Origin of the sequence: Colwellia psychrerythraea, from assembly GCF_000764185.1 — a bacterium.
In the GTDB taxonomy this organism is placed as follows: Bacteria; Pseudomonadota; Gammaproteobacteria; order Enterobacterales; family Alteromonadaceae; genus Colwellia; species Colwellia psychrerythraea_B.
In genome coordinates this window covers 272,782-293,795 of the sequence record NZ_JQEC01000021.1, presented here as the reverse complement: position 1 = coordinate 293,795, position 21,014 = coordinate 272,782, and the positions used below count along the sequence as shown (strand labels likewise).

The window sequence follows — 21,014 nt, the reverse complement described above, 5'->3', positions numbered from 1 at the left end:
ATTTTGACCGTAAAACTGTGTTCCATATAAATCTGCTTCACGTAGATCTGACCCATATAATGCCGCGTAATATTACTTTGAGTTATGTTGTTAATGAATATATGTCATTGGTATTCATACTACAGTAAATCTACAATAATTCCATCAATCGAAATAACCCAATAACTATCGGAGATCACATGAATAAAATCATCCTTATTCCTTTATTTTTATTAGTCTTATCGGGCTGTACAACAACCTATACCGCAAATACAGACCGTGATGAAGAATACGATTTTCAGACCATACAATCTTATTTTGTTACTGGAGATGCGAAACATAAAAACCCCATGATTAGTGACATTGATAGAAATCGCTTAAATGATGCCATTGATAATGAATTTAATGTGCAAGGGCTCATTGCAACTGATGAAGAAAATGCCGACGTATTAATTAGTTACTTTGTGGTGACCAAAGACAAAATGAAAATTAGAAGTTCAGGCCACAGTCCTTCTTACGGTTACAGTTCAAGGTATGGACATGCATATGGTTACAGTTACGGCGCAAGTAATATAAGCACAAAAAATTATACTGAAGGTACGTTTGTTATCGATATTATTGACAATAAAACCAAAGAAACAGTTTGGCGCAGCACACTGGTAAAACCAATTAAACACTATAAAACGCGTGAACAAAGAGAGCAGGCGGTCACAGAGTTAGTCAATACCATGTTTGCTGACATACAAACTTAAGAAAACTAGCGGGAAAATTAGTAAGCATAGTTCACGACTATTTAACCTAGCAGTATTATAAAAACTTAAACCTTTTAAGGGTCAACAATGAAATTACAAAATTTAGTTATCGTTTGCTTAACGGCTCTACTATCAACAAGTGCTTTAGCCGATACAATAGTGCTAATGGATGATCAAAAGTTAACAGGTAAAGTTGTTTCTATAGACAACAAATCTGCACTATTTGAACTTGGAGGCCAAAAAATAAAACTCGAACGTACAAAAATAAAAAGCATAACTTTCGATCAGCAAACGGTTGAAAAGCCAGTAGGGATTACCACACCAACAACAGCTAATAGTCTTGTTGGTGTAGTAATCCCTACATCGACCCCTCTGCTGGTAAAAATGACCTCAACAGTTAACTCATCAAAACACCCTGCAGGTTACAAATTTACTGCCAGATTAGAGGCGGCAATCGTCATAGATAATGAAATTATAATTCCAAGACGAACTATCGTTTATGGTGTTATCAGTGAGTCTAAGAAATCTTCCAGATTGATAGGGAAGTCAAACATGAGCATTAAATTTACGGCAATGTTGATTAATGATCAATTAGTGCCATTTAGCGCCAGTGATATTAAAGCTGTGAGTGAGAGTACAACGAAAGACACTGTTGCTAGAACGGCAAGATTTGCGGCAATAGGCGGTTTAGCCAATGGCTCTGAAGGTGCTGGCAACATGGTCAAGGCGGGTTTAGGTGTTTCACTTTTAACCGGCGGTAGCTCAGTTAATATCCCGTCTGGTACTTTACTCGAGTTTAGCCTTACATCACCAATAAACTTTTAAAATCATTTGCTTATTAAAAAAGTAGCCTTAAATGGCTGCTTTTTTGTTTTCAATATTTGTATTTTTATTAGTTGTAGTACAAATATAAGATGAATTTATTATAAAAAATCAAAGTGAATGACATGTCGTTACTTTTGCTGTTAATAGCACTTTTGCTAAATGAGTTTATTAAAGAGCACGCGGAAATCATCTAAATTCAATGCTTAAGGTTTAGTTAAGTTTCAACAGTAATAATCGTTTTTAACAAATCAGCATTGATTAATTAAAAGGGTGAAACATGGAAAAACTATTCACAGCATTAGAAAGTCGTGCAAGAAATTATCCTGAAAAAAAAGCGTTAATATCTAGTGATGGCAACACACAAACCATACTTAGCAACCAAGAGTTGCTCGACAATATCACTAGTACAGCAGCTTTTTTAGAGAAAGAAACGGTTAAATGCATCGGTTTATTTTTGGATAACAGCTCACAATGGATTATTTGTGATTTAGCAGCAGCAAAACTGGGCATTACCTTAGTGCCTATTCCCATGTTCTTCACAAAATCACAAGTAGGGCATTTAGTGACTTCGGCTGGTGTTGAGGCCATTATTACCTTGTCGTTGATGAAGAATATCTTACAAAGTAATCAATTATTAAAACTCGACAACACTGAAACTATTTTACCGCTTGAAAATACCCTAATGCTTCGCATCGTTACTAAAGAGTTTACTGACAAAAAGCATGATTTAGCGAACAGTATAAAAATAACCTATACCTCGGGTTCTACAGGAGAGCCAAAAGGTGTATGTCTGTCAGCTCAAAATATTGGCGCTGTATGTGAGGGCATCGAAACTTCGATGAAATTAATGCCATCTTGTAATCATTTATGTGTATTGCCCTTAGCAACATTACTCGAGAATGTTGCTGGCGTGTATGTTTGTTTAATGCATGGCGGAGTGGTTATCACCGAGCCATTAGCAGCTTTAGGTTTTATGTCTAATGCGGAATTTGATATTAGTAAATTACTGGCAAAGATAGATTTCTATCAAGTGGGTAGCATTATTATATTACCGCAAATGTTAACGCTTTTAGTGAATAGCTTTGATGAAATCGAATTAAAACAACATTCAATAAAGCAATCTATAAGCAAACAATATCCAAGAAAACAATGCTCAAATTTGCAGTTTATTGCAGTCGGTGGTGGCAAATCATCTAAACAGGTTATAAAGCAAGCTAACAGCTTAGGTTTACCCGTTTTTGAAGGTTATGGCTTATCAGAATGTGGCTCGGTAGTGAGCTTGAACTTACCACAACAACAAAAAATTGGCAGTGTTGGAAAACCGTTGCCGCACGTGTGTGTTGTGATTAGTGAAGACGGAGAAATTATAATTGAAGGTCAGACCATGCTCGGTTATCTAGGTGAATTAGAGCAAACGTTGCCACGAATTTACACTGGCGACTTAGGTTACATCGATGAAGACGGTTATATCTTTGTATCGGGCAGAAAAAATAACAAAATCATCAGCAGTTTTGGACGAAATATTTCACCTGAGTGGGTTGAAGCGAGTTTATCTTCAGCACCCGTAATAGCGCAAATCGCTGTTTTTGGCGAAGCGCGGCCTTCATTGTCAGCGGTTGTTTTCTCTACTTGTCAGGACACTGTGCAAATAGAAGCAGCTATTAAAGAATGTAATGAATTCTTACCTGATTATGCGCAGGTTCAGCAATGGATCCTAGCTGAACAGCCCTTTACACCTAACAACAATTTACTCACCCATAATGGACGGTTGAAAAGGCTAAACATTGCAAAGCTTTATCAAGAAAAACTTGATGATATCTACACCTAGTTGGCCTTTAGATATAACTGATGTATACGACATTTTATAAAGGAATAACCATGAACAATATTATTACAGCAACACAAAACAGTGCACTAGTAAATAAGCTAACAGATGCCGATCAAAATAGCTTAACGGGTGAAAAAACCATTACCTTGGCTAAGCAACATATATTGAAAAATGGTTGGGTACTACTACGAGGTTTTAATACGAATTTAAATGAATTTAGTGCATTGCTACAGCAATTTTGTCAGCAACTAACCTTTGATCCCGCCCGGGAGTTTGCCGATAAAAGCAGTCAAAAAGTTAATGCGGGCAAAGAATCTGTTGGTCTGCATATAGAAAATGGTAATACACCACTCCCGCCAGAATATGTTGCTTTCTATAGTGCTAAAAGTGCCAAGTCGGGTTCACAGACCACAGTATGTGATGGCAGAGAATTATATAAAAATATGCCTATTGAGTTACAAGAAAAATGGCGTCAAAAGGTAACGGTATCGAGGACATTACCTGAACACTTATGGCGTAAATATGTTGTAGACCAACACCCAAACGTAAGTACAGCCAGTGATGTTAAGGAAAAACATTTAGCAGACTTTATTGCAGTAAATCCAAACCAACGCGGGTCAATCAATAGTGATGGCAGCTTGGATTATGAATTAGATATTCAGCCTTGTTTATTGAATGAAAGTGCAGGGCAGTCGAATGAATTGGCTTTTGCCAATGCCATACTAGGCCCATCATTTAACTATAAAAAACCGACTTACACTTTTGCTGATAGTACCCCAGTAAGTGACTTGATAATAAAGCAAACCATCGATTTAGCTGAAAAATGCACTCATGAAGTTAATTGGCAGGATGGTGATGTAGTACTTATTGATAATAAACGTGTATTGCACGGTCGTAGAGCGATAACGGGTGAGCTTGCTGACCGGCAATTATATATCGCAATGGGCTCTTAATACGAAGCTAATACCTAACGAACATCTAACGAAAACATAGCAAGCAGCTACTAATGACTAGATAAGCTTTTAGTTGATATTTAAGCACTAACACAAATTATAAAAAAGGTTATTCACATGACAAATCAAACATCGGCAGAAATGAAGAATACTAATGTTTTATTGACCGGAGCCACGGGTGGTATGGGAGTGGCATTTAGTAAGTTACTTTTAAAAAAGGGTGCTAATTTGGTATTAATTGGCCGAGACAAGACTAAATTGCAACAACTTAAAGACGAACTTCTCGCATCAGATAAAAGTATAAAAAATGGTGTAATTAACACGGTTAAAGTTTTTGTAGTTGATTTGGTTGAGGCTAAGCAACGTGCACATTTGATCGAATACTTAACAACACTTCCCTTTGAGATTAACTTACTTATCAATAATGCAGGTATCAACCAACTTTCTTTGCTTGAGCAGACTTCGGAAAGTGAAGTCAATCGTATTATTTCAACAAATGCCATCGCGCCTATTCAATTGACACAAGCATTGTTACCTATTTTATTAAAGCAACCGTGTGCGCAAATAATCAATATTGGTTCGACCTTTGGCAGCATTGGCTACCCTGGATATTCAGCATACTGTGCCAGTAAATTTGCTTTACGAGGCTTTAGTGAAACCTTGTCTAGAGAATTAGCCGATACCGATGTCTCAGTTAAATACCTAGCGCCCCGAGCGACTAACACAAGTCTAATTAGTGAGAATATTGAACAATTAAACGATGCACTTAATACTCACACTGATTTACCCGAGGTTGTTGCTAAGGAGTTACTATCGTTAATTAAACAAAATAAGACTGAACGTTATATAGGCTGGCCTGAAAATATCTTCGTTCGCCTTAATGCCTTATTTCCTGCCATTGTTGGTAATTCAATCGTCAAACAACTGCCCATTATTAAAACATTTGCTAGGGTATCGTTACGATAATGGCTAAATCTTCTATTAGTCATTTATATTAGTAACTTAAGGTAATTGATGTCAGTCGCTAAATGGTTTAGCGTAGTGCTTTAAGTTAACTACATTGAATAAAGCATGCGAATTTTATTAGTAGAAGATGACGAATTACTTGGTGAGGGTATAAAAACAGCACTTGACCGAGAAGGCTACCAAACCGATTGGTTAAAAAGTGGCTTGCAAGCAAAACAAGCGCTATCAACCGAAGCGTTTGAGCTGGTGATCCTTGACCTTGGTTTGCCTGATATTGATGGTATAGAGATACTTACTGGCGTGAGAAAGTCGGGGGTAGATATACCTATTCTTATTTTAACCGCGCGTGACGCAGTTGAAGATAAAATTACTGGATTAGACTCAGGTGCGGACGATTATTTAATTAAACCTTTTGAGTTAAGTGAATTAAAAGCCCGATTAAGAGCATTAGGTCGACGCCGTCACGGCCATGTAGAGCCAGTTATTGAACACGGTAGAATTACTTATAATCCAGCGTCATTAGAAGTGACTTTAGATAATAAGCTCATTGATCTTAGCCGACGAGAAACAACTCTGTTAGTCGAGTTTTTGAATAATCCTAATAGGGTGATGAGTAAAGCGAAGTTAGAGGATGTGGTTTACGGCTGGGATATTGAGGTGGAAAGTAACAGTATCGAAGTGCATGTACATCATTTACGTAAGAAATTGTATAGCAGCATCATCAAAACGATTCGTGGTGTTGGCTATAAATTAGAGAGCCATGAAAAATAAAACAAAACGTTATTCAATTCGCCGATATTTAACCTTACATGTTGTAGCATGGACGTTAGCTATGACCATTATTCCTGCTGCTTGGGTGTATTATGATACCGCTAAAGAGGTTGAAGAATTATTTGATGCCAGTTTGGCGCAATCAGCCCGTGTTTTACATGGCATGATCGGGCGGGATGGTATTGAAAAACATCATGGCTCAATGTTAGAGGCGTTACTGAACAAAGAAAAGGATCCGCATTCAATTCAGCATGACTATGAAAAGAAAATTTCATTCCAAGTAATTGATGATACTGGTTTAATTTTACGATCAGCGAGTGCACCAGATCACCCTGAGTCTGATTTAGAGCGAGGTTATACTTACATCGAGCTTGGTCAGTATGAATGGCGTATTTTTATACTTTATTCTAAAGTAGATGATTGGCATTTAGTGGTAGGTGAGCGAATGGATATTCGCGACGAATTAATTCACCATATAGCACTTGATCATGCCATCCCTTTATTTCTACTGACGCCCTTTTTTGTCTTGATTGTTAGTTTAGTGATCCGTAAAGGGCTTAAACCCCTTGAAGTGATTGCCAATGATGTACAAGAAAAAAATTATAGCAGTTTAGAGAAGCTGTCTTATAAAACCGAACCAGAAGAAGTCTCAGGCTTAATCAGTGCAGTGAACACACTATTTGATAATTTGAGTGAGCAGTATGATCGCGAAAGACGCTTTTCATCCGATGCGGCACATGAATTAAGAACACCATTAGCTGCGTTGATGATACATACTGAAAATATTTTAGAAGACAATAATGATATCACCCTAGATGCCTCTATTATAAATATCAAAAGAAGTATTAACCGCTTATCTCATCTAGTGTCGCAATTATTATCGTTAAGTCGTGCTGACACACAATTAATCGCAGATGACTTTACTGATGTAGATATCATAAAAACAGTAGAACAAGTGGCTGCTGATTTTAAGCATTTAGCGGAACAAAAAGAGCAATCATTAGTTTATATCGTCTCTAATGACAATAATGAGGCTTTACCTATTAGGGGGAATCGAGCACTAATTTATAATATGTTATGTAATGTAGTGACTAACGCAATTAAATACAGTCCAGAAAATTCTAGCATTACCATCACACTTAATTGTGCACAAAAACAAATTACAGTGGAAGACTCAGGACCAGGAATTGCCTCTGCGTTAAGAGAGCGAGTTAAAGACCGTTTTTATAGAGCGCCAGGTGCCACTGGAGAAGGGTCAGGGTTGGGGTTGGCGATAGTCAATCGCATAGCTGATATCCATCAAATAAAATGGCAGTTAAATGCAGCTAATGCAGGTGGTTTAGTTGTCGAATTTAACTTTTAGTTGCATGAAAGCTTATTTTTTATGTTAATAGTTGTGAGCAGACATCTGAATCAGTTGTTTGCTAATGATTAACATTCATAATGCAATTAACTTTGCATTGGCGCCTGAATACTTTTCAAATTGACTATTTATTTTACACATTTGATACTATTTTTAAAGCCTTAAGCTTGGTTTAAGCTTAAGGCTTTATTGTATTTAATACCTACTATCAATGCAAATAGAGCGCTTAATATGAATAAATTTTCTAAAACGTCGTCAGCTGAAAGCATGGCGTTAATACGAACCCTGGGTTATAAAGAAAATGGCATAACAATGCGTACAGAAGATTACATGGCCGAAGTTTTTTTGTCGAAATTTATGGCTTTTATATTATCTTTTTCATTTTTTCGGTCTTTAATTCTAGCAATATATTCGATAAAGCTACCTGGCGGTATGCCATATATTATGGCTAAATCAAGAGCGATAGACGATATGTTGTTGCGGGCGCTTGATGGCGATGAAAAACCTGAACAGCTGATAATATTGGGCGCGGGTTATGATACTCGAGCATATCGTTTTCATCATCAATTGGCTCATATCCAGTGCTTTGAAATAGATCATCCTGAAATGATTGCCCGTAAACGTGCAGCGATGAAAAATTTAGCTACAGAAAAAGGCACAGCGTCAACTCAGCATGAGAATGATGTAAGTAGTTTAAACTCGGTTCATTACTGCGGAGCCGATTTTAATGGCAAAGATCATTTTGACCTTGATTGGCTGGTTAGCCAAGGCATTGATAAAAACAAAAAAACTTTATTTATCATTGATGGTGTCTCATATTTCTTGCAAGAAGATGCGTTTAAAAATTTATTGTCAGTTATTTCCTTATTCCCAGAAACTAGCCAAGTTATTTTTGACTATGCCTATGCTGATATCTTTACCGGGGGTATTTACCGGGGTAGTGAAGCCTTTAAGTCCTCATTAAAAAAAATGGGCGAACCTGCTACTTATGGTATTCATCAAGAAGATTTAATGAATACAATGCAAGAATTAGGCTTTGATTTAACAGATTTAATGACACCAGAACAAATCGAACAACAATATTTAACCAAGCCTAATGGTGAAAGTGTGCAGCCATATGGTTTTTTAAATATCGCATTTCTTCGAAAGGGCGCTAAAACCTGTATTTCAGGATAACTTGGCCATTTAACGAGGTAGATGAAACCTATTGCAGTAACTCATCGCAGATTTTACATCGTTGAATAGGGGAGCTGACCTTATCTTGGCATTGATTAGGTCAGCAATCCCACTGTTTTGTTCCGTTTAAATGTATTGTTATGTCTTATGATCTTTTGGAAACCTAAGTTGGTTTTATTTGGCGGGCAAGCATGTTTATATCTTTTATAAATCGCTTATGCCTGGTTTCGACTTTCTTAGCGCTTGTCAATCCGTACGCTATGACATAAAGGTTCGATTTAGCGAGTTTTTCAAAAGTTAGTAATGAAACACAGCCAACTTATGTGGACTGATTTATTAGTTTATATATCTCTACAATGTAGATTGAGCAAACTCCATTGCTTTGCGAATATCTTTAGCTGAAAGTTCAATTTTGATACTTTTAGCTCCATCCACGGCATCTTGAAATACACTCTGATCAGTTTCATCTAAGGCCTCAAAATCAGGTTGGATAAGAAAAATAGACTCATACCAACCTAAGGCTTTAATTAAATCATTTTTTTGGTAATTTTTATCGGAATAGGCCGATGCTAAATGTCTTCTAGCTTCAAAGTCACCCTTTGATACTGCATCTTTCCAGTGTTGAACTGCGAGGTTCCTATCTTGTTTTATCCCTAGACCTTGATATGTTAAAAAAGTAACGGTACTGAGTGCCATTGCTTGAAATTGATCTTCACCTTCAAATTTTAGAGGTGCTTCAATAACATAATTCCAATGAGCAGCAGCAACACTGTAAACCTTATTTCTATATGCAGTTGTTCCCATATAAAATTGACACTCTATGTCGGTGTATTCAAGCTCATTTAAATACTCAATTTTACATTTTCCGGCCACAACAGATGAACTTAAAAACAAAAATGAAATAGTTAACAGATTAATATTCAATGCATCACTCCAGGTGTGATATAACGCCCGAAATAAGGGCTATGTATTACTTTACTAAGTTGTGTAGCTCAGCGGAACCGAGACAACTGCAAAAAATCACGCTTTAACAAGTCTCATTTCAGATTACGGTTACGACCATATATGCAAACTTGGCCAACATTACCCACAAAATAATACTAGAAATGAAATATGCATAAAACCTAGCCATAACACTTTTTGAAAAACAATGATAAAAACTGTGTATTATTCTACTAACAACATAACCCCAAGCGAAATATGCAAGGGTTGTATCTATTAAGTTAATGGAAACAGATAAAATACAAATCGAATAAAAGATGACTGGCATTTCAAATAAGTTTTTTAGATTATTCGAAGGTTTGTTAATATCACTAGGTAAAACAGAATTACACTGCTCTGGAGTTTCTAATTTTTGAGCTGATATTTTATTGGTAACAACATACCTCAAACGAAGAAAGTACATGTAGCACCATACAAAAAACGTCAAAGTCATTAACGCAATTACGGGTTGAATGACGAGGTTGGACATAACTTTCCTTAGTAAACCCCAATAAGAGGCTAAAAACAGTTGGTTAAAATAAGCGAAAAAGGAACAAAAGCCAACTGTTTTCTGTCCTTTTGAATGACTTGCATGGGTGTTTCCACTTGTTATACTTTTTCAACATCTAGCTCAACATCTAGCTCAACATCTAGCTCAACATCTTCTGCATCTGGGCAGACTGGCTGTGTTAATTGAGTCACAATAAAATCACCTTCTTTAGATAAAAGAACATTATCTACTTCAATGTACCAATGGTTATTTTCTATAAATGGCTTTTTAGTTATGGCTAAATCAAAATTTAAATTAATAATTTTAGTTTCTTGAGCTAGAGATATTTCAGTATCATTGAGCTCAGTAACAATGGCGCTATCTAAATAAACAGAGTTTGTTGAACTACTTCTTGCACTCGATTCTTTTTCTACAACAACACTACAAGTTTTATATATTGCGGTACTATCCGACTGAATACTAAGAAGTACATCTTTGATATCAAAACGAGTACTTGTTTCAACTTTATGAGCGTAATGCCATGTACCAATATACACTTGTTGAGAATCTGATAGTGTTATGGGAACAACCTCTGAACATCCTGTAATAAAAAACAATAGCGGTAAAATAATCTTTTTTAAAGCTTCCATTGCTAAACCCCAATCTGACATAAAAACATAACGACCTAATAATGGATAAAAATTAATTGCCTAAAACGCTAAGGGAGATAACTGTCAACTGTATTTTTATTAATTAATAGCAATTTCAGTTAACTCACCTTCATTATTAAAGTTAACAGCCATTAGATAATTAGTATGCCTTGAGAAAATTGAATACCTAAATAACATGTGACTCATTATCTTCAGCATACAATCCAACACGTTCGATTGAAAGTGCATTTAAGAATGTAGATATTGTTAATATCTGTAGTTCCAAAAACTTCAGTGATTTCTTTAGGTTCAAATTCATCAAGATGATGCTGCAAATAAAAACGAACTGTTTCAGATTCTTCATCCAAATCTCAGTTAGAAGAAATAGCCAAAGGTTGCAAAAGTTACAGCAGTTTAACTGTTGTAATTTTGTTTTTCATTAATTCTGCTTATCTCTTTTGCATTGCTGCCAAACTTGTAATGGACACTCCCTACAGCTCAAAGGTTCATCAGGGGTAGGTCTCATGCAAGTTCCCCCGCATATCATTAATATTTTGCCATAAGTATTATTGAAGTAATATATAAGGCCATCTAAAGCTGAGTTACAATCCATTTTTACCAGCTCACCACAAATTTCAATATATTTACAGCTTGAGTTCTTTTTGGAGAGAATATTGGGGTGAAGCTCATCTAAGGCATTTTTCTCAGCATAAACGGGTACATTTATACTGGCTAAAAATATTAAAATTCCTATTACCCTTACTAGTTTTCTCACATTTCCCCCACATTTTTTTACTTCTATTGAATGGCTATTTAAAAGTTATACCTAGAAAGTTAATAAGTAATTGAACTCTGCATAAGTAGCACTTGCTCAATATTCACCTTCCTTCGATTATTAGCGTTAAATGTCGATAAATAACCTGTTATCCATAAACGTTTTCCCTCGATAATCGATTAAATTGAACGAGCATAGATCTTCTCCAACCGTTAAAAAATTTTCTAAGTTACCACGAGTAACGTTGTACAAAAATAACGCATTATCAACCGTGTGGAAATACTGCAGTATATAAAATATACAATATATAATCTATTGTGTATTTTATTTACTCTAAAGGTTGATCAGTTTTAAACCCTATTTATGGCATTGTTTATAGTGTATTGATTTTAGTTAACTAATTGTAATTACGGTTTATATTTTATTTTTTCTGTTTGTTTTTAATTCGTTTTTTGACGTTTATTTATTGGTTTTTTGATTGATAATTCAACTGGTCTGTCCGCGGTAACCTAGACATTATTCCATTACAGATGTTAATTTGATGATAATGGTATGTTGCGTACTTGTATATTATTGCAAATTTATTACATTACCATTAAATTATTATTACAAAATTGTTCGATTAACATAAAGGATTATGCATTATGCGTAAACATGTTCAAAAGCCAATTAATAAGGCTTGTTCAAGAGTAGCTTTATTGGCTACTACGTTGTTATGTTCAGGGGGGATCAGTCAGACTTATGCCGCTGAATGTTCAGTCTTAACTCAGCCAGTAAACTTATCTGTAGTTGAAAATACCGGTACAGCAGTAACGCTAAAATGGGACCCTGTCGCGGGAGTTAGTAACTACAACTTACTAAGCTATATTAATGGCGCATACAAAAGAGTAAGTTCAACCGCACCTCAAGCTACTTTTTCTAATTTACCCGCTGATTATTATTATTTTGCGGTAACTGCTCACAATAGTTGTGATGAGCAAAGCACACCGAGTGACTGGTTTGCTGTTGATGTAACGGGTATTGGGCAATGTGTATTGCCTGAAATACCTCAACAATTAACAGGATCAAATATCACAGCAAGTGGTTTTACCGCAAGCTGGGCTGATATAACTAATGCAGATAATTATCAGGTACAGTTATATACTGGCTCAAGTTGGCAAGATCGCGCTGTAACTGTAACCAGTTCTTATGACTTCACAAATTTAAACCTTGGTAGTCAACATGTAAGAGTGAATGCCAGTAATAGCTGTGGAAGTAGTGAGTTTAGTGCTCCTCTTACGGTAGAAATTAAGGGGCAAAACTGTCCAAGCTATCTAGATCGTGCGACTAATCTAGTTGCCACAGGGATTACTGCAGATTCCTTTACAATTAATTGGACCGGCGTTGTTGATGCGGATCAATACCGCATTGAAGTATGGCAAGGTTACTGGGCGGAAGTTGGTACAACACGCGAGCAATCATTTAACCTTACCAATTTAGCAGCTAAATCGACTCAATATGTCCATGTTATTGCCTTAAATTGTGATGGCAGTGCCAGCAGTGAAAGTAACTGGCTTGAGGTAAATTTAAGTCAAGTAGATCCTTGTCCGGTAGAGATCCCTCAAGCTACGGGTCTTACCTCGTCAAATATCACTGCAAGTGGCTTCACTTTAACCTGGAATAGAGTTAATGAAGCGGAGCGTTATATTGTTGAGCGATTAGTTAATGGCACTTGGACTACCGTTACTACAACAACAGCTAACACATATACTTTCGGTGGTTTAAATCAAGCATCACGCCATGAAGTTCGTATAGTTTCCGTTGCCAGTTGTGGTAGCACTAGTACTAGTATTGCACTAATGGTCGACTTAGTTGAAAATTGCCCAACTTCTTTGGCTACGCCATCTAATTTACGTTTAGCTGATTTAACAAATAGTGGGTTTAATGCAAGCTGGGGTGCTGTTACCGGTGCTAAAAAATACCAAGTTCAGTTAGCGACAGCTGGTCAATGGCAAAACTTTGGTCCTCAAACTCAGTTATCTAAAACCTTTAGTAATTTAACTGCCGGTACTTATCAGGTTAAGGTTGCTGCTGTTTGTGACAATACTTACAGTGCTGAAACAACACCACAGCAAATTATTATTGAAGATGTAATTACTACACCAAGCTGTGACTTACCTGATGTTGATGGCGGAGTTACTATAAGCAAACTAAGAGCAAGTGATGAGATTACTGAAGGTTCATTAGAAACTTATGTTTCTGTACGTAACCTTGACAACAATTACAGCATGAAGATTACTTGTGCTGGTAAATATGGTACAGCTGAACGCTCTAGAGATGATGCACCTTATTACTTAGGTTTCAAATATAATTACAATCATTTAAATGCGCGTGCTGATAATGTTGAAGAGATTCAATTTGAAGTAACAAGCAATGGTCGTGTTAGCCGTAAAACATTAAGCTGGCCTATTAGTGTGCCAGTGGTGATGCATCCGGTACAACCATCATGTGCTAATGTGAATATCGATAATGATCAAGACGGTATTCCAGATTGTGCTGAAGAGCCGGGTAAAACTTTCTTTGGTATGCCTGTTTATGATTGGGGTGCTCGCAAAAACACCACTGACATTTTCCTTGAAGTGGATTACATGAGCAAAGAAAGTTCAAACGACTTAGGTACAGAGCCACGTAGAGAAGCGTTTGAAAAAGTGAAGCAAATATTTGCCGAGCATGGTTACAATCTACATTTCGATGTGGGTAACTTATATGGTCAAGGCCCTGAAAACTTCAACTTAGGTGGTGGTCAAGCCGTTCAATATTCTCCTTGGATTGGTCTATCTGATTGGCAAAATGAATATGATGGTTATCATGATGTCCCAGGCATGAAAAATAACGATTTATACCCAGGTGTATTTAGTTACATGCCAGTGTATTTTGATAATAAACCTGAACGTGCCCGTTTGTTCTATTATTCATTGTTTGCTAGTTCTCAAGCAGCCAGTGGGCAAGGTTCATCGGGTCAAGCGCCTGATTATTTTGACCAATACTTCTATGTGTCACTCGGGAGAAATAACTGGAACTTTAGTGTTGCTAGTGAAGCAGAGACAAATCGTCTGATTAACTCACAAGCCTCATTAATTATGCATGAATTTGGACATATTTTAGGTTTAAGCCATGGCGGTTGGCCTGATAAATATCCAAGTTATGAGCCTAATTACAAACCAAACTATACCAGTGTTATGAATTATTCATATGCTTTAAGTGGTACGCCGCATAATAAAAACGGCAATGAAGGTGAAATGATTTCTGATCGTCATCATGCGAGTGTTCGCTGGAACCAAAATGCTAATTGTGCAGAATTACTTAATAATAAGTATGGTGCAGGATCTGGACGACGCAACATTCCAGGTGGTTTAAGTGAAGACTGGAGAACTTTTAACTTAGATTATTCATATGGTTCACATGCTAACCTTTCTGAGAGTAGTTATAACGAAGCAAGTGTATTAGGTGGTCAAGATTTCAACTGTAATGGAAATATTGAAAACACTACTGGTCCGTTTGATTTGAACTATGATAATAGCCACAGCAATATGCGCGATTATAATGATTGGAGTAACATTTATAACTACTTCCGTTCATTAAATTACTCTACTGAAGGTGTTTTCTTAGCACAACCTAATCCAAGAGTCGCTTATGCTAACGAACCAGCTGATATTGTACCTGGTGCAATTGCTTCGCCAACAGGGGCGTTTGCTCCATCAATACAATCGGCCACCAAGGATAGCCGCCCAATTGGTGTTCCAGAAATGCCTATGTCACCTGAACATTAGTCTGATAATAAACAGGTAAAAAGGTAAGGGCTGCAATCGCAGCCCTTTTTTATGGCAATGTCTGTATCAGCTAAATATTTATAGTAATAGCAAGCCGATTAATTATCTGACCAACTTGAAACTACGATAGTGAACTTAGAACAAACAAAATTAGTCAAGCATAGTTATTATATATTTCACTCGTTGGGTACTGGAAACACCAAATCATCTGTATTTTTAACACCAAACGTAATCAAATACCGCCTTGCTAAATCATCTGACAACCAAGGATACTTAGTGCCTTCATGACTGGCTGCTTCTTTCTGCGGTTCCGGCTTCCCATTAAATGGGTAGGTAATAAACTCTGAATCAGGTTTATCAGGATTAATCGCCAACCATAAATCTTTCGGTTTTTCCCCAACCACACACTGATAAGGTTTTAATCGATAAGGGAATGCATCTGGTAGCATATGTTGCTCAATCAATAACATATTATCTAAAGCTGGACTTCTCTCTGCCAGTGAAGAAACAGCGTATAAAAGCGATGAAGAATACAAGGCTGACTTCCAAACTTTATCTTTTCGTTCCATTTTTTTAGTCAATGAATAAAGTTCTAATTTTTTATAAACATGCGTATTAGGTAAAACAAAATCGGTAAACACTTCTTGATTAACTGCTGGCACTAGCATCACCACTGCATTAAGCGTTGACTCGGTTCTATCACCTAAATAATTAATCAACTCAGCTGTTGGTATTGAACCGGCGGAATGTGAAAGTGTATTGATTTTAAAACTGCGCTTATCCTGAAGTTTTATTAACTCTTCAATAAGGTAGAGCCCCAAACGACCGTCAGAGAAGCATTGCTTGGCGTGATCTTTTACTCTATCCCAGTGAGCCTTACCTAACTTTCCAATTTTTAATTCATCTAATACTTCTTCTTGAATAGTCGCAACAAAACCATGGTCTACTTTTAGCGCAAAGCGAGCTAGGATTCTTAACACTCGTAATTTGGATAATGTCGATTTTTGCACAATAGCTTTATTATTATATGTCCTTTTCTCTAACGATTTTTCTGAAGTTAATTCATTTAATTTATCCGCTAGCCTATCAATACTCGATGGCGTCATTGCATTTTTAGATGGCAACTTTATATCTGAAGGTATCTTTTTTGCGGTCAAAATATCTTCAAAGTACACCCTTTGTTTTTCAGTCAGCTTGTACTGACTAGTTAATGACTTTATCTCATGCTGACCAGAAGCGGAGTAAACCATATTAAAAGACTTGTATGCCCATTCATTTTCTAGCGCTTCAATCTCTTCATCTTCAAGTCCCTTGAAGCCAAAAGCCGATTTAAACTCAATTTCTAAATCTTTATATAAGGTATCTTTCAGCAATTTCGATGTTTCATCAGTAAATTCATCCCAGCCTTTTTCACCAATAATATCAGGCAATGTGTCCTTTGGATGGGCATCATAACTTAAGAAAATAGGGTAGAGCTGTCTCTTTACATTAGGAAGTTCAAACATGCTTTTCATTAAGTTTTTTCCAAGAACGTTAATCATATAATCCTGACCACTTAACCCCCCATGAAAATAAAGCACCACATCCTGTTCTGAGTTTTCGATATTACTAATAATTTTGGCTACACGCGTTTTGTCCTCCACACTCCGATCATTAATTGCCATTCGGCAACCAAGAAAATGATCAGGAAACTCTTTGGACTTGAGGTTTTTGGGTGTTAAAACAGGATTAACCACTTGGGTAAATGATCGGTCAATTGGCTTGGTAAAACAACAAGCAGCAAGATACAAGACTAAAGCGCCTGTAACTGACGCATTTAAAGTCGTTTTAATAACGTTATTCATATCACTTCCTTTTATTTTACTATCCTAAGAGGTTAGTTAGCTCAGGTATTTTTTTATTGCAAAATCAATTCTACTTGTCGTTAAACTCTCAACAATAAGTTTACCAAGTCAAATTAAATTGTTCGATTCACTTATTGATAGGTCGCACCGCCAAATGAGATGAACTACCTGATTATTGCACTATTTATAATAGTGCAATAAAAGGAACAACTGGATAAAGATTAATTTTTTTTGATGCGGAACTGATCATGTTCCGCAGTGACTTTGAGGTTCAAATTCAAAAAACGGATAGAATACCAACCCCTGACTAAGGAGAAAACAAGTTGATTAAAATAAGCGACTAAGAAGCAAAACCAACAATTCACTGTTGGAAAACGTGATAAAGGAATGTATATAAGGCTGCAATGGATCGTATTAACTAGGGAAACTTAACCTTATCGTTATTTCTGTTTTAATTGGCTTGTTATATTGGCTTGTTATATTGGCTTAAGCTTCTGAAGCAAAATACGCTTTAATTTCGGCTTCAGTCATTTCCTGAGTTTGATTAGAAAAACAATAATAATCAGGACGTTGGTCACTAAAGTATTGCAAAGCCATCACCAAACCATCAACCTTTGAAAATAGGCCAACAGGCATATTATAACTACCACTCTTATTCAATCTGTAGAATAAATGAGTTCCACAAGTAGAACAAAAACCTCTCGCAGCCCAAGGCGATGAATTATATTCTTTGACATGCTCAGCCCCCTTAATTTCAACATCTGTTCCGCATTGAACAGCAAAAAATGGTCCACCACCCCAATTTCTACATGTATCACAATGGCACACTGTGAATTTAGGATTTATATTGGTAACGCCTATTTTTACGCTACCACATAAGCAACTTGCTTCGTTTTTAATTAACTCTGACATTCAGGATTACTCTAATTATTGGTGCAACTATCGACCTAACAATGGGCAAACAATAGTTGGTTAAAATAAGCGACGAAGGAAAAGCCAACTGTTTTTTGTCCCTTATTAAACGACTTGTATACGTGCAATATAAAATAGATCGGTTTAATTTTTATAGGCAACAAGAAAAGTTCCTTTAACAAGCTGACCATGCTGGTTTACAAACCTATGTGGAATAGATGCATTGAACTTAGCCCCTTGTCCTGCTTTTAGTTGAATTTTTTTAGAAGATAAATAAATAGTAAGTTCGCCTTGTTCAACCCATAAATATTTAAGTGAGTCGGATATAGGGTTTGCCGAAAAAGAAGTTTTTCCATGCTCCGTAAAATAAAATTGGTAGAAATCAGTTAACGATGTGCTTGATCTTGCCGTTAGTTGATGACAAATAAATGCACTCTCTTTTTTACTAACTATATTTTCCTTAGTTGATATTAGGACTTGTGTTTCATGTAAATTTTTCGGATTTTTAACGAAATCTTCTAGACTGATATTCATTGAATTAGCTAATTTAGCTAATATCATAATTGTAGGACTTTTTTGACCACTCTCTACCTGAGCTATCATAGATCGACTGACACCTGAGCGATCAGCGAGTGACTGTAGGCTCTCATCATTTGCCATCCTATAACTGCGGATAAACAAACCAATATAATCAAAATTCAATATTTCATCTCCTATAGTGGAAAATACACACTATAGGGTTTTTGTTGATAAATAGAAAGTCTAATATACCAAAACTTAGAATCACAATATCAATTGGAACAAAAATGAAAAAACGTGTTATCGCAATTACGGGTGGAAATTCAGGTATTGGCTTAGCCATTTCAGAACTTTTCTTAGAAAACGGCTATAAAGTCGCGGTATTTGCACAATCTATAGAACGACTGGAAGAGTTTAGAAATAAAGCACCTTCAGATATTTTCATTTTTTCAGGTGACGTAAGTTCTATTTCTGATGTGGAAAATTTTTACAAAGAATGCAATGAATTGTGGGGAGGAATAGATACTGTTATCGCGAATGCAGGCATTGCATTACCTGAATGTATAAGTGATGTAACTGAAGAAACTTTTGACAAAAGCATTAATATTAATTTTAAAGGGGTATTTTTTACTGTCCAGAAATCATTAACATACCTTAACAAAAATGCGTCTATCATCTTGATGTCATCTATTCAGGCTCAGCGTGGTGCGGGAATTTGGTCAGTATATGGAGCAACTAAAGCCGCAGTACGTTCGTTAGTTCGTTCTTTTGCACAAGAGCTTGGTATAAGCGGTATCAGGGTAAACGCTTTATCACCAGGAGTAACTGATACACCGATTTTAGAAAAATTTGGCTTTGAAGATGCTGATTTAAAAAACATTCTAGAACAAGTATCAAACAACACACCACTTGGTCGCATAGCAACACCTCTCGAAATAGCTAAGTCAGCATTGTTTTTAGCATCAAATAATGCCTCATTTATAACCGGCGCTGACTTACAAGTTGATGGTGGACTAGCTCAAATATAGCAAGTTTACTCATAGCGCCAAATTAATGGGCTAAAAATTGTGGGTGATAATGGCGTAAAGCGAACAGTCCACTGTTTTTAGTCCTATTAAATTGCTTGTTATATTTCGGATACACTTTGTACACGAAAAGCTGCAATTATAGGATTAGTTAAAAGAATGACAATAATAGTAAAAAATATATTATTGATATAATAAAAATACAGATTTAAATTTGGGATTAAACCATCAAAAACTGTAGCTAATAAAACATATATTAAAGCTATTATGCCAGAAGACTTAGGAAAATCATGGAATGAAAAAGTTAATACCATCCAAAAAAAAGCAGAAAATAAAATATAAAATCCAGTTCCATAATTTTGTATTAATCTAATAAAGCCTTCTAAATCGTATGAATGCATCCCAACTTTAGAAAAGTTTATAATGGAAAATAACCAAAAAAATGCAGCAATAAAAACACCTCCCCATAGAGAAATTTTATATCCAGCTTGAGTTTTGGTGTTTGGGAAAAGATATTCACTAAAATGGGTAAAAATATTTAGATTGATATGCATACAGAGCCTAAAGAAATATAACGCCGTTTTAAACGGCTTGTAATTGTTTGCTAAAATGTGGAACTAAGTGGTACCGAGCAAACAGTTACGAGTCCGACTTGGAAATCCTTGTTAGATGCGCTCTTTCAAATAGCCCAATTTATTTAATACTGCTGACTTTATTAAGCCTGGTTCGATTAAACCAGTAACTATTATGTGCGCGATAATGCAAAGAGCTAAATTTCTATCGCTCATTATATATATAAGGGCAAGACCAGAACCTAGGAAAAAAGTATACAAAGTAGCATTTATAGCCGCTGATAAAGCCTTACCACCCCATACTAAGTGTGCGGTTCCAAATGCTATTCCAGAAATAATTATTTGAAGGAAATCACTGAAACCTTCTTCTTGTAGGTAATCCATCAATATTTTTCGAAATAGTATTTCTTCAAAAAATCCAGAAACTAAAGCACCTAGTAGAGCTAAATATTTTAGGTTATTAAACTTAAACATGTGTTCGCGTACATTGGAAATACTTGCCGCACCCCAAACATATGAGATAACAACTAAAGCGGCTATACCCCATGACAGTATTCCTACATTTGATAATGTCGCAAAACCAATGGAGCCGAAGAAATTATCAGACGTAATAATCCAGTAAAGTAAAACGCCTCCTTGAACTAGAATAATTGAAGAGATTATCTTTAAAGTTTGATTATCAGCAGATTGCATGGAACCTCCTTGTGAACCTAACGCTTAAATAACAGGCTTAAAGTTGTTGGCTATAATACCGAGCGCAGCGAAGGAAGCCAACTGTTTTGTTCCCTAATGCAGGAATGCTTTTATTCATTCATTTGAGAGGT

At 36.1% G+C, this 21,014-nt stretch carries 19 protein-coding genes and 1 pseudogene; 10 read left to right on the top strand and 10 right to left on the bottom strand.

The annotated features are described in order from the left end of the window. Nucleotides 1-179 precede the first annotated feature (179 nt). The 8 genes from GAB14E_RS12255 (at nucleotide 180) to GAB14E_RS12290 (ending at nucleotide 8,613) form a co-directional block, all read left to right on the top strand. The gene (locus GAB14E_RS12255) at nucleotides 180-731 is read left to right on the top strand and encodes a DUF4136 domain-containing protein (RefSeq protein ID WP_033082213.1); all 552 of its coding nucleotides are present in this window, start codon (nucleotides 180-182) and stop codon (nucleotides 729-731) included. 87 nt (nucleotides 732-818) lie between these two features. Continuing rightward, on the top strand, nucleotides 819-1,556 hold the full coding sequence (locus GAB14E_RS12260) for a hypothetical protein (protein WP_033082212.1): 738 nt from the start codon (nucleotides 819-821) through the stop codon (nucleotides 1,554-1,556). A 277-nt stretch (nucleotides 1,557-1,833) separates the two neighbouring features. After that, nucleotides 1,834-3,384 carry an AMP-binding protein gene (locus tag GAB14E_RS12265; RefSeq protein WP_033082211.1) on the top strand — a complete coding sequence of 517 codons (1,551 nt, stop codon included), beginning with the start codon at nucleotides 1,834-1,836 and terminating at the stop codon, nucleotides 3,382-3,384. A 50-nt stretch (nucleotides 3,385-3,434) separates the two neighbouring features. Beyond that, a complete protein-coding gene (locus GAB14E_RS12270; RefSeq protein ID WP_197061190.1) occupies nucleotides 3,435-4,337 on the top strand; it encodes a TauD/TfdA family dioxygenase in 903 nt (300 codons plus the stop codon). 117 nt (nucleotides 4,338-4,454) lie between these two features. Then, nucleotides 4,455-5,303, top strand: a complete 849-nt coding sequence (locus GAB14E_RS12275; protein ID WP_052093662.1) for an SDR family oxidoreductase — start codon at nucleotides 4,455-4,457, stop codon at nucleotides 5,301-5,303. A gap of 105 nt (nucleotides 5,304-5,408) precedes the next feature. Further along, nucleotides 5,409-6,074, top strand: coding sequence for a response regulator (locus GAB14E_RS12280; RefSeq protein WP_033082210.1), 666 nt, complete (start codon nucleotides 5,409-5,411; stop codon nucleotides 6,072-6,074). Further along, nucleotides 6,064-7,437, top strand: coding sequence for an ATP-binding protein (locus GAB14E_RS12285; protein WP_033082209.1), 1,374 nt, complete (start codon nucleotides 6,064-6,066; stop codon nucleotides 7,435-7,437). Before GAB14E_RS12280 ends, GAB14E_RS12285 begins: the two co-directional genes overlap by 11 nt. Nucleotides 7,438-7,668: 231 nt before the next feature. Next, a complete protein-coding gene (locus tag GAB14E_RS12290) occupies nucleotides 7,669-8,613 on the top strand; it encodes a class I SAM-dependent methyltransferase (RefSeq protein WP_033082208.1) in 945 nt (314 codons plus the stop codon). A gap of 163 nt (nucleotides 8,614-8,776) precedes the next feature. Here the strand turns inward: GAB14E_RS12290 and GAB14E_RS24520 are convergent. The 5 genes and pseudogenes from GAB14E_RS24520 to GAB14E_RS0122965 form a co-directional block, all read right to left on the bottom strand. Beyond that, a pseudogene (locus GAB14E_RS24520) lies at nucleotides 8,777-8,899 on the bottom strand (YdeI/OmpD-associated family protein); the annotation flags it as partial. Nucleotides 8,900-8,964: 65 nt separating this feature from the next. Then, the gene (locus tag GAB14E_RS12295; RefSeq protein ID WP_033082207.1) at nucleotides 8,965-9,537 is read right to left on the bottom strand and encodes an SEL1-like repeat protein; all 573 of its coding nucleotides are present in this window, start codon (nucleotides 9,535-9,537) and stop codon (nucleotides 8,965-8,967) included. A 118-nt stretch (nucleotides 9,538-9,655) separates the two neighbouring features. Beyond that, nucleotides 9,656-10,084, bottom strand: a complete 429-nt coding sequence (locus tag GAB14E_RS25660; protein ID WP_033082206.1) for an MAPEG family protein — start codon at nucleotides 10,082-10,084, stop codon at nucleotides 9,656-9,658. 119 nt (nucleotides 10,085-10,203) lie between these two features. Next, nucleotides 10,204-10,755: a hypothetical protein gene (locus tag GAB14E_RS12305; RefSeq protein ID WP_033082205.1), complete on the bottom strand. Its 552-nt coding sequence runs from the start codon at nucleotides 10,753-10,755 to the stop codon at nucleotides 10,204-10,206. A 418-nt stretch (nucleotides 10,756-11,173) separates the two neighbouring features. Next, nucleotides 11,174-11,509, bottom strand: a complete 336-nt coding sequence (locus GAB14E_RS0122965; protein ID WP_033082204.1) for a hypothetical protein — start codon at nucleotides 11,507-11,509, stop codon at nucleotides 11,174-11,176. A 644-nt stretch (nucleotides 11,510-12,153) separates the two neighbouring features. Between GAB14E_RS0122965 and GAB14E_RS12310 the strand changes: the two genes are divergently transcribed. Beyond that, complete coding sequence (locus tag GAB14E_RS12310) at nucleotides 12,154-15,318, top strand: fibronectin type III domain-containing protein (RefSeq protein ID WP_033082203.1); 3,165 nt, start codon at nucleotides 12,154-12,156, stop codon at nucleotides 15,316-15,318. A 176-nt stretch (nucleotides 15,319-15,494) separates the two neighbouring features. Here the strand turns inward: GAB14E_RS12310 and GAB14E_RS12315 are convergent, their stop codons facing one another. The 3 genes from GAB14E_RS12315 to GAB14E_RS12325 all read right to left on the bottom strand — a co-directional run bounded on the left by GAB14E_RS12315 (nucleotide 15,495) and on the right by GAB14E_RS12325 (nucleotide 18,776). Next, on the bottom strand, nucleotides 15,495-17,162 hold the full coding sequence (locus tag GAB14E_RS12315) for a hypothetical protein (protein WP_033082202.1): 1,668 nt from the start codon (nucleotides 17,160-17,162) through the stop codon (nucleotides 15,495-15,497). A gap of 486 nt (nucleotides 17,163-17,648) precedes the next feature. Next, nucleotides 17,649-18,074: a GFA family protein gene (locus GAB14E_RS12320; RefSeq protein ID WP_033082201.1), complete on the bottom strand. Its 426-nt coding sequence runs from the start codon at nucleotides 18,072-18,074 to the stop codon at nucleotides 17,649-17,651. A 144-nt stretch (nucleotides 18,075-18,218) separates the two neighbouring features. After that, on the bottom strand, nucleotides 18,219-18,776 hold the full coding sequence (locus GAB14E_RS12325) for a helix-turn-helix domain-containing protein (protein WP_033082200.1): 558 nt from the start codon (nucleotides 18,774-18,776) through the stop codon (nucleotides 18,219-18,221). Between the two features lie 104 nt (nucleotides 18,777-18,880). On the opposite strand from GAB14E_RS12325, the gene GAB14E_RS12330 reads away from it, so the two are divergent. After that, nucleotides 18,881-19,621 (top strand): SDR family NAD(P)-dependent oxidoreductase, encoded by a 741-nt coding sequence (locus GAB14E_RS12330; RefSeq protein ID WP_033082199.1) that lies wholly within the window; start codon nucleotides 18,881-18,883, stop codon nucleotides 19,619-19,621. Between the two features lie 98 nt (nucleotides 19,622-19,719). Here the strand turns inward: GAB14E_RS12330 and GAB14E_RS12335 are convergent, their stop codons facing one another. Beyond that, a complete protein-coding gene (locus tag GAB14E_RS12335) occupies nucleotides 19,720-20,172 on the bottom strand; it encodes a hypothetical protein (RefSeq protein ID WP_033082198.1) in 453 nt (150 codons plus the stop codon). A gap of 111 nt (nucleotides 20,173-20,283) precedes the next feature. Then, entirely contained in the window at nucleotides 20,284-20,883 is a 600-nt protein-coding gene (locus GAB14E_RS12340; protein ID WP_052093660.1) for a CPBP family intramembrane glutamic endopeptidase, read from the bottom strand. Nucleotides 20,884-21,014 lie beyond the last annotated feature (131 nt).